Source organism: Oceanobacter sp. 4_MG-2023 (assembly GCF_030689165.1).
In the GTDB taxonomy this organism is placed as follows: domain Bacteria; phylum Pseudomonadota; class Gammaproteobacteria; order Pseudomonadales; family Oceanobacteraceae; genus Oceanobacter.
Genome location: NZ_JAUYVV010000005.1, coordinates 1 through 12,996, shown reverse-complemented (window position 1 = coordinate 12,996; position 12,996 = coordinate 1). Strand labels below are relative to the sequence as shown.

8 protein-coding genes are annotated in these 12,996 nt (G+C 52.1%); 2 read left to right on the top strand and 6 right to left on the bottom strand.

The genetic code is table 11. The annotated features are described in order from the left end of the window. Positions 1-280: 280 nt before the first annotated feature. The 6 genes from Q8W24_RS05425 to Q8W24_RS05400 form a co-directional block, all read right to left on the bottom strand. Entirely contained in the window at positions 281-955 is a 675-nt protein-coding gene (locus tag Q8W24_RS05425; protein ID WP_305414902.1) for a response regulator transcription factor, read from the bottom strand. Further along, positions 952-2,412, bottom strand: a complete 1,461-nt coding sequence (locus Q8W24_RS05420) for a cache domain-containing protein (protein ID WP_303434264.1) — start codon at positions 2,410-2,412, stop codon at positions 952-954. The genes Q8W24_RS05425 and Q8W24_RS05420 overlap by 4 nt, the downstream gene beginning before the upstream one ends. A gap of 16 nt (positions 2,413-2,428) precedes the next feature. After that, on the bottom strand, positions 2,429-3,721 hold the full coding sequence (locus Q8W24_RS05415) for a TRAP transporter large permease subunit (RefSeq protein WP_303434263.1): 1,293 nt from the start codon (positions 3,719-3,721) through the stop codon (positions 2,429-2,431). After that, complete coding sequence (locus tag Q8W24_RS05410; protein ID WP_368501400.1) at positions 3,718-4,248, bottom strand: TRAP transporter small permease subunit; 531 nt, start codon at positions 4,246-4,248, stop codon at positions 3,718-3,720. The genes Q8W24_RS05415 and Q8W24_RS05410 overlap by 4 nt, the downstream gene beginning before the upstream one ends. Before the next feature lie 109 nt (positions 4,249-4,357). After that, positions 4,358-5,440, bottom strand: a complete 1,083-nt coding sequence (locus Q8W24_RS05405) for a TRAP transporter substrate-binding protein (RefSeq protein WP_303434262.1) — start codon at positions 5,438-5,440, stop codon at positions 4,358-4,360. A gap of 462 nt (positions 5,441-5,902) precedes the next feature. Next, complete coding sequence (locus Q8W24_RS05400; RefSeq protein ID WP_303434261.1) at positions 5,903-6,373, bottom strand: Lrp/AsnC family transcriptional regulator; 471 nt, start codon at positions 6,371-6,373, stop codon at positions 5,903-5,905. A gap of 467 nt (positions 6,374-6,840) precedes the next feature. Here Q8W24_RS05400 and putP point away from each other — a divergent pair, with 467 nt between their 5' ends. Then, positions 6,841-8,307: a sodium/proline symporter PutP gene (gene putP / locus Q8W24_RS05395; protein ID WP_303434260.1), complete on the top strand. Its 1,467-nt coding sequence runs from the start codon at positions 6,841-6,843 to the stop codon at positions 8,305-8,307. Positions 8,308-8,783: 476 nt separating this feature from the next. Continuing rightward, the gene (gene putA / locus Q8W24_RS05390; protein WP_305474633.1) at positions 8,784-12,458 is read left to right on the top strand and encodes a bifunctional proline dehydrogenase/L-glutamate gamma-semialdehyde dehydrogenase PutA; all 3,675 of its coding nucleotides are present in this window, start codon (positions 8,784-8,786) and stop codon (positions 12,456-12,458) included. The last annotated feature ends 538 nt before the right edge of the window (positions 12,459-12,996 follow it).

Below are 12,996 nucleotides of genomic sequence, written 5' to 3'. Positions count from 1 at the left end.
TCGAGTGCAGCGCTGCTGTTTATCCCGCTGTTTATGCCACCTTGAGTCTTGATAAAAAAACAGACACTAAAGACTCTATGAGAATAGTAAGGTATCGGGGGAAGACAAGGTATCGGGGCTAGAGTTCGCTTTGTGGGTTGCCTGGCAGCGAATGACACCGGCAAATGGGGAATGGATAGATAACGTCGGTCAAAGCCGGTGGGCACCGGCGTTATTGGCACCCGCTGGATGTTTGTAGCGGATGAATGGCGGTGCCCAGGACCGAGGACTGGAACAGGAATTAAACCGGTTTGCCAATACCGTTATCGAGAGCGTAACGGATCAGTCCGGCAGAATTGTTAATGCCCAGCTTTTGCTTGATCTTGAGGCGATGGGCTTCGACCGTGCGCACGGAAATATTCAGCTGACCGGCAATTTCCTTGTTGCCCATCCCCTCCGTCAGTAGTGATAACACGTCGGTTTCCCGTGGGCTGAGTGCCTGATGACCCTGGCTGCTGGTGTTTCGTGCCGGGGCGGTACCAAATTCGCTGAACAGGGTTTTGGCCACGCTGGAGCTGAAGTAGGTGCCTCCCTGAAAGACGGTTTGGACTGCCAGTAGCAGTTCTTCGGTGGGGACGTCTTTCAAGACGTAACCGGCGGCACCGGCTTGCACAGCCTTGAGGATATATTCCCGGTTGTCGTGCATGGTGACAATCAATAAGCGAATTTCCGGAAAGCGTTGCCGAAATGACTCACAGGCTTCCAGCCCTCCCATAACGGGCATGGAGATATCCAGCAAAACCACGTCGGGCCCTAACAGGGCAGCTTGCTCCAGCGCTTGCTGGCCATTGCTGACATCGGCAAGGACTTCAATCAGATGCTCGCTTTCCAGACTGACCTTCAGGCCTTCGCGCACCATGGGGTGATCGTCCGCGATCAATAGGCGAATGGGCGGGCGGGCGCGTGTGGTGTTCATTTCGATTCCTTACTGAGTTCGGGGTCCCTTGCCAAGCCTGGCTCCGGATTAAGCAAAAACGCTGCTTTTATGAGTGTACCTTTGCTGCGTCGACTACGGACACTAAACTTTCCTCCTAATAGCTCGACCCGTTCGCGCATATTCATCAAGCCAACGCCACTGCTGTCTTCATCACTGGCAAAGCCACATCCGTTGTCGCCCATGGTCAGCACCAGCTGTTGGGCGCTGGCGGTCAGGCTCAAGCTGACCTGGGTGGCCTGGGCGTGTTTGTGAATATTGGTCAGAGCTTCCTGCACGAGCCGGTAAACGGTCATTTCGATGGCGTCTGGCAGGCGTTCCCGTGGTAGCCGGATGCGGCGACGGGTGGTGATGTCCGATTGTTCTTCCAGTTCATCCAACAGGCCGTGCAAGGCCGCTTCCAGACCGAGATCATCAAGTAAAACCGGCAGCAGGTTGTGGGAGATGCGGCGCACTTCCTGGATGGCGATGTCCAGTTGTTCGACCGCCTTGGTCTGGTGCTCGAGTGCCTGGCGCTCAGGCCATTGCTTGTTGGCCAGATTCAGCCGCAACTTGGCCGAGACCAGCAGCTGGTTGATGCCATCGTGTAATTCGCGGGCAAAATGACGACGCTGAATAACCTGAAAGGAGACAAAGCGGTTGGCGAGTTGTTGTAAATGTTGGTCGGCCAGTTGGGTTGTATGCATGTTGACCAGTGTGACGATAAGCACCACGGTTGTCAGTGTCACAATCAGCAAAATGGTTGATGCCCAGAAACTTTTGCGCACATTATTGGCGACCTTTTGCTCCATCAAGGCGATTTCCTTGGCGATGTCGTCGACGTACAAGCCGGTACCCATCATCCAGCCCAATGCCGGAATCTGTATGACGTAACCGAGTTTGTTGACGTCGTTACCGTCGGTGGGTTTACGCCAGAGGTATTGGTAGAACCCACCACCGGATTCGGCAATATCAAGCAGGTCCCGAATAACAAATTGACCGTTTTCATCCTGCAGGTCGATCAGGTCCTGTCCTTCCAGATGGGGTTGGGTGGGGTGGACAATATTGGTGCCAGCTTGGGTGTAAACAAAGAAATAGCCGTCACTGCCATAGCGCATGCCACGTAGCTGATGCTTGATCCGGTATTCGGCGCTGGAGCGCTCCATACCGTTCTCGAGTTGTTCGAGTGTGGGGGATATCGAGTTCATGGCCAGTAGTGTGTAATTCTTGAGTGCCTCGCGGCGGCCGGCCATCAGGTTTTCTTCAAAAACAGCGACTTGCTGGTAAGCCAGTTCCTTGGCCTGGCGTTGATACAGCCAGCTGATCGTTAATGACAGGGCGATCAAGGGCAAGACCGTCAGTAACAGGATTTTTGCTTTGAGTGACAGGTTCACCGTAATGTCGATTCTTGTTGTTGTGAAGTGATAACGACAGCCCATGCTGGCGCATGGGCTGTCCAATGTTATCCGGGAACGGCTAGTCGATCAGACCGTAAAACTCCGGAAACATCATGATAGACACTACCAGGCCTACCTGCATCACAATAAAAGGCAAAACCCCTTTATAGATGTCTGTTGTTTGCACCTGTGGAGGCGCGACCCCTTTGAGATAAAAGAGCGCGAACCCGAACGGCGGTGTCAGGAAGCTGGTTTGCAGGTTCATGGCAATCAGAATGGCAAACCACAGTGGGGCGATCCCCAGGGCATCTGCAACCGGCGCCAGAATCGGCACAATGATGAAACTGATTTCAACAAAGTCGATAAAGAAGCCAAGAATCAGAATAGCGATCATCGACAGGATCAGGAACCCGAGTTGTCCACCAGGCAGGCTGGTCAGGATTTCTTCAACAATGTAGTCACCACCGGTGTAGGTGAAGGCCATGCTGAACGCTGTTGCACCCAGCAGAATCGCGAAAACCATTGCCGTGATCTTGACGGTTTCCTGCGCCGACTGGTACAGCATTTTCCAGCTGAACTGGCCGTAAACAGTGGCCAGGAAGATGGCACCAATGCCACCCAATGCAGACGATTCTGTCGGGGTTGCGATACCGGCAAAGATTGATCCCAGTACCACCAGAATCAGCGCCAATGGCGGAATAATGGCAATAATCGCCTGGGTATACATCTGGGCCTGGGTGGTGCCATCGTCTTCGACAGGCAACGCAGGCGCGGCTTCTGGCTTGAGGAAGGAATAAACCAGAATATAGAGAATATAAATGCCAATCAGCATGAAGCCGGGCATGACTGCTGCCTGGAACAGATCGCCGACAGGAATCCCCATCACGTCACCGAGAATGATCAGGATGATGGATGGCGGGATGATTTGTCCCAATGTACCTGACGCACAAATGGTGCCGCAGGCGAGGGATTTATCGTAGTTGTATTTCAGCATTACAGGCAGAGAGATCAGGCCCATGGCGACAACGGAAGCACCGACCACACCGGTTGAGGCTGCCAACAGCGCCCCTACCAGAACCGTCGAAATCGCCAGGCCACCACGGACGCGTCCAAACAGCTTGCCCATGGCTTCGAGCAATTGCTCCGCCAACTTGGTGCGCTGCAGCACGATGCCCATAAAAATAAACAGCGGAACCGCCATCAGCGTGACGTTTTCCATAATGCTTTGAATGCGGAAGGGCATGAAGGCAAACATGTCCGGGCCTTCGGCAATCACACCAAAAATCAGTGCTACACCACCAAAGGTAAAAGCCACAGGGAAGCCAAACATCAGCATCAGCAGGGCCACAACAAACATTACAATACCAATCACAGTGCAGCCTCCTTGTGGTGCTCGTGTTTGACGCCGCGCAACTCATTGATTGAGGTGAGTATCATGCCAACACCTGAAATGGCGGTGGCAAAAAAGGCCACGGGAATAACGGATTTGATGATCCAGCGAGCAGGCAAACCACCGGGGTCTCCTGAGGTTTCACCCAGTTCCCACGCTTCGTGGGCAAAGCCGATGCCGTAGTAACCGACCAACAGGCAGAACGGCAGTAATAACAATAAGCCGCCAGCAATATCGATACAGTTTTTCTTTGGCATGGACAGGCGTTCATACACCAGGTCAACACGGACATGGCCTTCGGCTCTCAGAGTGTAGGGAACGGCCAGCATGAACATGGCTGCAAACAAGTGCCATTCCATCTCCTGAGAACCGATATAAACAACGTTTAGCGCGTAGCGCAGGACAACGTCGATAAAGACGTTCACCAACATGATCAGAAACAGTACGGCGGATATCGTACCGAGCAGATCGGAAAAGCGATTAATCGCTCGCTCAAGCCGAACCAACATAATTTTCTCCCTTGGGGTACTGGAGGGAACAGAGCAGAGGGTGACTCTGCTCCAGCAAGCCAACGGTCGGGGTTAACCCGGTTGTTGACTTGCATGAATCACCGCAGGCTTATTGGCCGACAGAGACGCTGTTCAGGTAGGCCTTGTCGGAAATATCCGTCCAGGCACGTGCTTTTTTCATGTAGTTGGCTTGGGAATCAAGAATTTCCTTGGCCAGTGGGTCTTCAGCCGCTTTTTCTGTCAGCAGTTTGTCGTTGGCTTTGCGCATGGCAGCCATGACATCAGCAGGGAAGGTTTTGATTTTGACGTTCGGGTATTCAGAGTTGATCACGTCCAGGTTAATGGCGGATTCGTGGTAAGACTGAATGTACATTTCATAAGATGCGGCACGCATGGAAACACGCAGGATTTCTTGCAGATCTTCTGGCAGTTTGTCCCAGGTGCGCTTGTTAACCAAAAATTGCAGCTCAGTGGCTGGTTCATGCCAACCGGTGTAGTAGTACGGTGCAATTTTGTGGAAACCCATACGCAAGTCCAGTGATGGACCTACCCATTCCAGAGCGTCGATGGTACGACGTTCAAGTGCGGTGTACAGCTCACCTGGTGGAATGTTGGTTGGGCTGACGCCCAGTTCTGCCAGAACTTCACCGGCGAAACCGGGTACGCGCATTTTCAGACCTTTCAGGTCATCAAGGGAGTTGATTTCTTTCTGGAACCAGCCGCCCATCTGATTACCGGTGTTACCACCCGGGAAACTCATCAGACCAAACTTGCTGTATACCTTGTCCATCAGTTGCATGCCGCCACCGTAGTAGAACCAGGCGTATTGCTCAGGTGCGGTCATGCCGAATGGCATGGTTGTGAAATACAGGGTGTTGGGGACCTTGCCTTTCCAATAATAGGACGCTGAGTGCCCCATATCGTATTGTCCGGCACGGACCATATCGAAAACACCAAACGGTGCTTTGTGCTTGTTGGCCGAGTCGATGGTGATTTGCAAACGGCCATTGGACATTTTCTCTGCCATGGCTGCCATGTTGCGTGGAGAATCACCAAAAATAGGGAAGTTGGCACCCCAGGTTTCGGCCATTTTCAAACGGTAAACCTTGTCTGCTGCCTGGGCACCAGAGGCGACAACCAGACCACAGAATCCGGCCAGCAGGCCGCGCTTCAGTTTCGATAATTTGAGCATCTTGTTGTTATCCTTTTTTATAGTCCGTCGGAACGACGTCGAGGTGGCAACTGCCTGCACGACCATCAATCGTCTCGTGGAGGCAGTATAGTCGTTGCAGATGATTGTTTCGGCTATTCGTTGGACTGCGGGGGTTACTGGTGTTTTTACTATGTTGGTGATTATTGGTAAGTAAATTATCTTGGTGTAACTACGTAAGTAGTATGCGAATGTGACTGGAAAGACAGCACAAAATCAGCGTAAAAAACAGCTTCAAAGTCCCATTGTTATTGGGTTTTCCATGCTTTGGCGCAATGAGCTTGCGACAAGTTTGGTATTGCTGTTTATAGGAATAAAAGTTCAGTAAATATCGTGTACTACTTTAGGCTTATGTTGGGGGTGGGTTGGCCTGTCTGGCCCTTTCATCAGGAGAACCAGCAAGACGCTGGCCCCGATTTACCGATTGAGGGCCTGATGTCGATGTCAAATCAGCTTGGATTCAATGTCCTTGACGTTTTCCATCACAACAAAAGTACTGGTCTGGGTGACGTAAGGCAGGGAAGAAATTTTTTCTCCCAACACGGCGCGATAGGATTCCATGTCGGAAGTGCGGACTTTTAACAGATAGTCAAAGGTCGCGGCGGTCATATGGCATTGCTCGATTTCAGGGATGGTACGCACGGCATCATTAAAGGCTTTGAGCGCACTGGTGCGAGTATCGCTGAGCGACACTTGCACAAAGGCAACGTATTTGGTGCCAAGTTTCTTTTGATCAAGCAATGCCATGTAACCGAGAATATACCCTTGTTCTTCGAGCCGTTTCATACGGATTTGACAGGGAGTTTTGGATAATCCAATCAGCGAAGCCAGCTCGGTTACGGTGATTCGGCCGTTTTTCTGCAGCTCGCGAAGGATGGCCATATCGAGCTTGTCAAGATTTTCTTGAGAATCCATGAAGTTTTGATGTCCTTGTCGGGCAGTAATGGGTCATTTACAGGAACGGGAAAGAGCCATTGTAGTGGGAAATGATGCGTATTTTGTTCTAAATAAAACAATAATATTAGAGAAATTATCTCAACCTATTGGTTTTGATTAACAATTATGCCTTTCTGATTATGCACTGACATGGTGCTTTTGCGTGTTGGGGATGATTATGTTGCACATTGGTGATGCATCGGTGAAATTATCTTTACACGCATAAAACTTGGTCGAAATGCAGTTTAAAAAACAAATTTAAAAACAAATAGACCATGAAATATTAAAAAACAGCCAATTCGACCACTGGCTCTGCTTTAGGCTTTATTTCCCATGGGCTCGAACCTGACAGTATTGGCTGGATAAGGTGAGATGTCTCTCTGCAAGAGCGGTATCTTCTTGATGCGATACCTCAATTAATAGCAAACAATGAAAGAGGACGATCCATGGTTACTTTGACGTTTATCGTGTATCTGGCAGTCATGCTGGGTATCGGCATTATTGCTTATCGACGCACTCAAGACTTGTCGGATTATGTATTGGGTGGCCGTAATCTCGGGCCAATTCCCAGTGCCCTGAGTGCCGGCGCCTCGGATATGAGTGGCTGGCTGTTGCTGGGTTTGCCAGGCTACGCCATGAGTGCAGGTTATGGTGCGTTTTGGTTGGCAGGTGGACTGCTGATTGGCACCTGGGCCAACTGGTTGCTGGTTGCCCAGCGTCTGCGGGTTTATTCCCAGCGAGCCGGTGATGCGCTGACCTTGCCGGCTTTTTTTGAAAAGCGGTTTGAAGATAAAAGCCATACCTTGCGGGTAGTGTCTGCGATTTTTGTGCTGGTATTTTTCCTGTTTTACACCAGTTCCGGCCTGGTGGCAGGAGGCAAGCTGTTTGAAACCGTATTCGGCCTGGATTATCAGCTGGCGGTTGTGCTGGGGGCTGTGGCAGTGATTTCCTACACCATGTTTGGTGGCTTTCTGGCGGTGTCCTGGACGGATGTCGTGCAAGGCTTGCTGATGGTCGGGGCGATGGTTCTGGTACCTGTGATTGCCCTGTCCGAGATGGGTGGCATATCGGCAACCTTCGACAAGATAGCCAATAGCAACCCCGAATTGCTGGATGCGTTCACCAATGCAGACGGCACACCGATTACCCTGATTGGTACCCTGTCATTGATTGGCTGGGGTTTTGGCTATTTTGGCCAGCCGCATATTCTGGCGCGTTTCAAAGGCATCAAAAGCAAGGATCATGTACCGGCAGCCCGTCGCATTGCTGTTGCCTGGACCGGGGTGGCGATGATCGGTTCGATGGCCATTGGGCTGTTTGCCGTGGCTTATCTGAAAACAGGTCTGGGAGACAATGAAACGGTCTTTATGGTGATGGTGGATGCCATCTTCCATCCGCTGGTTGCCGGTGTTCTGCTGGCCGCTATTCTGGCGGCGATCATGAGTACGGCGGATTCCCAGTTGCTGGTGTCTTCTTCAGCATTGGCGGAAGACTTCTACAAAGCGCTGTTCCATAAAGACGCCAGTTCCGAACAGTTAGTAAAAGTCGGACGTTTTGCGGTTGTGGGTATTGCCGTTATCGCTACTGTTCTGGCGTTAAATCCGGAATCCGGAGTGTTGGATCTGGTGTCTTATGCCTGGGCAGGTTTTGGTGCAGCCTTTGGTCCGGCCCTGATCTTGTCGTTGTATTGGAAACGGATGACGCGTCAGGGTGCGCTGGCTGGCATTGTTGTCGGCGGTATTACCGTGGTGGTCTGGAAACAGCTGGAAGGTGGCTGGTTTGATTTGTACGAAATCATCCCTGGTATTCTGCTGGCGACCCTTGCAGTGGTGGTTGCTTCCATGGCGACCCGCGAGCCAGAGGATTCAATCCAGCAGAAGTTTGATGATGTGGTGACTGAAGTACGTAGCTGATTTTTGTAGTTGAGGTTGCCGGGGCTAACAGAGCCCAGTGAAGGCGACGTATTATGGTCGTCTTCAACGGTACGACCGGCATGGTGCAATGGTCAGGGAAGGAACCTGGCCTTGTGCTGCGGGTATTCTCTTGTTGATCTTTCACTTCGACTGCAAAGTCTGCTGTCTCTCCGCCGTACCTGTTGCGGGTCTCTTCCCGGTCATTCCCGGCAGCTCTGTCAGCTGCTCTTCTTATGTCTTTCTCCATCGTTTTTTTAATGGCTTTCTTGATCGTTTTTCGAGGTCTATGGGAGTGATTCACTGGTTTTTTCTTTTTAGTGATTTTCTGCTTGTATTGACTGTTTTTTATTGTGTTTTTTCTTGTTTTTTAATAAAAATTAGTCTTAAAATAATGTTAATTAATATATTTTAGGAAAAAATAAACACAAAAATGCGGCATATTCAGCTTAATGTTTTGTATCCATGAGGGCTGTAACATGAGTGCCAATATCCCTGCCATTCGCGACGCGATTCGCGATCATTATTTAATGGATGAACGTCAGGCGCTGACTGAACTGGTCACCGATAGCCGTTTGTCTGCGCCACTGCGCCAGGAAATTTCAGCTGATGCGGCTGCCTTGGTGCGAGCGGTCCGCAGCCGCAAGCGTTCCACCATGATGGAGAATTTTCTGGCGGAATACGGCCTGACCACTCGAGAAGGGGTGGCGCTGATGTGCCTGGCCGAAGCGCTGTTGCGTGTGCCGGATGCATTTACCATCGATCAGTTGATTGAAGATAAGGTGGCTCCGGGGCAATGGAGTGAGCATCTGGGGCAGTCCCGCTCTGGTCTGGTGAATTCTTCTACCTGGGCGCTGATGCTGACTGGCAAACTGATTTCGCCAACAGGAGCGGAAGGCTTGCGGTCAACGTTGCGAGGTCTGGTGAAACGACTGGGAGAGCCGGTGATTCGGGTGGCCGTGGCGCAAGCCATGAAAGAATTGGGTCGCCAGTTTGTGCTGGGCAGTCATATCCGTAATGCCACCGAACGGGCACGCAAGCTGGAAAGTCAGGGCTACACCTATTCCTACGACATGCTGGGTGAAGCGGCTCGTACCGCAGACGATGCCAAAGCCTACTTCGATGCTTATAGCCAGGCTATCGCTGCTTTAGCAGCTTCTTGTACCGGCGCAACGATGGCTGAAAACCCCGGCATATCGGTGAAGCTGTCGGCCCTGCATCCTCGTTATGAATTTGCCAAACGGGAGCGGGTCATGATTGAGCTGGTGGCACGTACCCGCGAACTGGCACGTCAGGCCAAGCAGCACAATATGGGATTCAATATTGATGCGGAAGAAGCTGATCGGCTGGATCTGTCGCTGGATGTGATTGTCGCAGTGCTGGAAGATCCGCAACTGGCCGGTTGGGATGGCTTTGGGGTTGTCGTACAGGCGTTCGGCCAGAGAGCGCCGCATGTGATTGATTTCCTCTATGCCCAGGCGCAACGGCTGAACCGGCGCATCATGGTGCGATTGGTGAAAGGCGCCTATTGGGATGCCGAAATCAAACGGGCCCAGACCTTGGGGTTGGCAGGATTTCCGGTGTACACCCGTAAGGCACATGCCGATGTCTCCTACCTGTGTTGTGCCGAAAAGCTCTTGGGCATGACTGATCATATCTATCCCCAGTTTGCGACCCATAACGCCCATTCAGTAGCGGCAGTCTTGCGGATTGCCCAGCACGTCGGCAAGCATCAGTTTGAACTGCAGCGACTGCATGGTATGGGAGAAGCACTTCATGATGAAGTCTTGAAGCGCGAAGGCACCCGCTGTCGTATTTACGCCCCGGTGGGCGAACATCGCGATTTGCTGGCCTACCTCGTGCGGCGTTTGCTGGAAAACGGAGCCAACAGCTCGTTTGTTAATCAGATTGTCGATACCCGCATTACACCTGAGGTGATTGCCCGGGACCCCTTTGATATCGCAGCGGTGTGGCATGACCCCAAACCCAGCAGCTTGATTGTTGCGCCGTCACAATTATTTGGTGATCAGCGCCAGAACGCCAAGGGCTGGGACGTGACCGATGTGGTCGAGGTTGAGAAAATTCTTGCCGCCCGTGCTGCCTTTGCGACCAGCCAGTGGCAAGCCATACCCATGGTCGCCGCTGACACAGCAGCCAAGGAGAGTACAGAAAGCGCTGCATGCTCATCGGTCATCAACCCGGCTCAACCCAATGATGTTGTCGGGCAGGTCACTGCCGCCAGTCCCGCTGATATCGAGTCGGCGATTGTTGCCGCAGTGGCAGCAGCCCCGCGTTGGGCAGCGGTTCCGGTGGCGCAGCGGGCAGCCTTGCTGAACCGGGTGGCTGACCAGTATGAACAGCATGCAGTGGAGCTGTTTGCACTGGCACAGCGAGAAGCTGGCAAAACCCTGCTGGATGCCGTGGGCGAAGTACGCGAGGCCGTGGATTTCGCCCGTTATTACGCCGATCAGGCACAGCAACTGGACGACCGCTTGACCGCCAGAGGGGAGGAGGTCAACGCCCGTGGTGTGATCAGCTGTATTTCTCCCTGGAACTTCCCTCTGGCAATTTTTACCGGACAGGTGTTAGCTGCCATTGCTGCCGGGAATACAGTACTGGCAAAACCCGCCGACCAGACCCCGCTGATTGCGGCGCGGGCGGTAGCCTTGATGCATGACGCCGGTATCCCACTGGACGTGGTGCAACTGTTGCCGGGCTCGGGGCGGGATGTCGGTGCACCATTGACCGCGGATGCCCGTATTCAAGGCGTGTGTTTTACCGGTTCTACCGCAACGGCTCAAACCATCAACCGGGCAATGGCGAGTGCGATGTCTGCAGAAGCGCCACTTATTGCCGAAACCGGCGGTCTGAATGCCATGATCGTCGACTCAACTGCACTGCCGGAACAGGTTGTACGCGACATACTGGCATCGGCATTCCAGAGTGCCGGTCAGCGATGCTCAGCACTCCGGATCGTATATTTACAGGAAGATATTGCCGACCATTTGCTGCATATGTTGTACGGCGCCATGGACGAACTGGCACTGGGAGATCCCTGGTTGTTATCAACGGACATTGGCCCTGTGATTGATGACGCTGCTCGCAACAAAATCAATCAATACCTGGATGAACATGCCGCTGCCGGACGACTATTGAAGCGTATGACAGTGCCAGAGCAGGGGCGATTTGTGGCTCCGGCGGTGGTTAACGTCAATGGAATTGCCGATATGCCAGAAGAGATTTTTGGTCCTGTACTGCATGTGGCGAGATTCAGGGGAGAGGATGCGGAACAGGTTGTTGACGCAATTAACGCACGTGGATTTGGCCTGACTTTTGGTTTGCATACCCGTATGGATTCCCGGGTTAATGCCTTGTCCCGTCGTATTCGTGTGGGTAATACCTACGTCAACCGCAACCAGATTGGTGCTGTGGTGGGGTCTCAGCCATTTGGTGGTGAAGGGTTGTCGGGGACAGGTCCAAAAGCCGGTGGGCCGCATTATGTTGAACGTTTTATCGCACCGTCTTCTGCGCGAGAAGTGCTGGCTATCGATCACGCCACCATCACCGCGGCGACGTTGCAACAAGCATTGGATGATGTCGCCGGGCAAGGATTTGCTGCCGCCAGGCAACACGCCGAACCATTATCGCAGCAGATTAATGACAGCTTTGCTGCCCTGGGTATTCAGGTCGTACTGGAAGATCCGTCGACACTTGAACTCCCCGGACCAACGGGTGAACTCAATCGGTTATCGTTGCATCCTCGTGGTGTGATGCTGTGCCTTGGGCCAACGCTGGCGCGGGCTCTGCATCAGGCGGCGCTGGCATTGGCTTGTGGTAATCGGGTGGTTGTTATAGCACCGGGTGCCGAACAAGCCGTCGCATCGTTACGCGGACACGAGTGGCCGGTGGTTGCGCTCGATGGCGCATTGCAAGCGGCTGCACTAACGCCAGTAAAAGGCATTGATGCGGTTGTTTGTGCTGGTCAGGAAGAGTACATGCGAGCGTGTCGTATCGCACTGGCGCAACGGGAAGGAGCCTTGCTGCCCCTGATTGATGACGATAAAAACAGCCATCGTTACCAGCTTGAACGGCATATCTGTATCGATACTACCGCTGCTGGTGGCAATGCCAGCCTGATAGCGGCTGCGGAATAGTCATATCAATATGGTCATCGGCCTGACAAAGTCAGGTGGGTGACCATTGCCTGAAATCTGCTGGTGCTGGGTGTCTCCACTCACTGGCCGATCCTCCATATACCGATCCTCCATATAAAAATGGAAGATAGCGAGAGATATTCAAAGCAGTGGATTATTTGCGGCAGATTTGTTGCTGTTTTGTGCTAACGGGTGACACTGAGTCTAATCGTGGCCGATCGAATAACGAATAAATATTCGCTGAGGTCTGACCAGCATAAAATACGGGGGGCATTTATTTATTGATACCAAATCAGTCTTTGACTGATGAGATAATTTTTCCTGTTTTTTATACTGCTTCTTAAATTATTTCTAAATTACTTCGATATTTTAGACCTATTTGGCATCTTAGTGCTTTGCTAGTTGCTGAGTATGGACGCCTGAGTTTCTTAATGATAGAAGTGGCCGCTATTTCCAAGGATGAGCTCTGGGTGGCCACCCTATTAAACAAGGAATGATTACATGCCGATTTATCGCGTAGCCGTTTTTAACCCTCTTA

Coding starts and splice junctions, on each gene's coding strand:
- Q8W24_RS05410 (WP_368501400.1), bottom strand. CDS start 4,248: ATGTTGGTTCGGCTTGAGCGAGCGATTAATCGCTTTTCCGATCTGCTC.
- Q8W24_RS05400 (WP_303434261.1), bottom strand. CDS start 6,373: ATGGATTCTCAAGAAAATCTTGACAAGCTCGATATGGCCATCCTTCGC.
- putA (WP_305474633.1), top strand. CDS start 8,784: ATGAGTGCCAATATCCCTGCCATTCGCGACGCGATTCGCGATCATTAT.
- Q8W24_RS05425 (WP_305414902.1), bottom strand. CDS start 955: ATGAACACCACACGCGCCCGCCCGCCCATTCGCCTATTGATCGCGGAC.
- putP (WP_303434260.1), top strand. CDS start 6,841: ATGGTTACTTTGACGTTTATCGTGTATCTGGCAGTCATGCTGGGTATC.
- Q8W24_RS05405 (WP_303434262.1), bottom strand. CDS start 5,440: ATGCTCAAATTATCGAAACTGAAGCGCGGCCTGCTGGCCGGATTCTGT.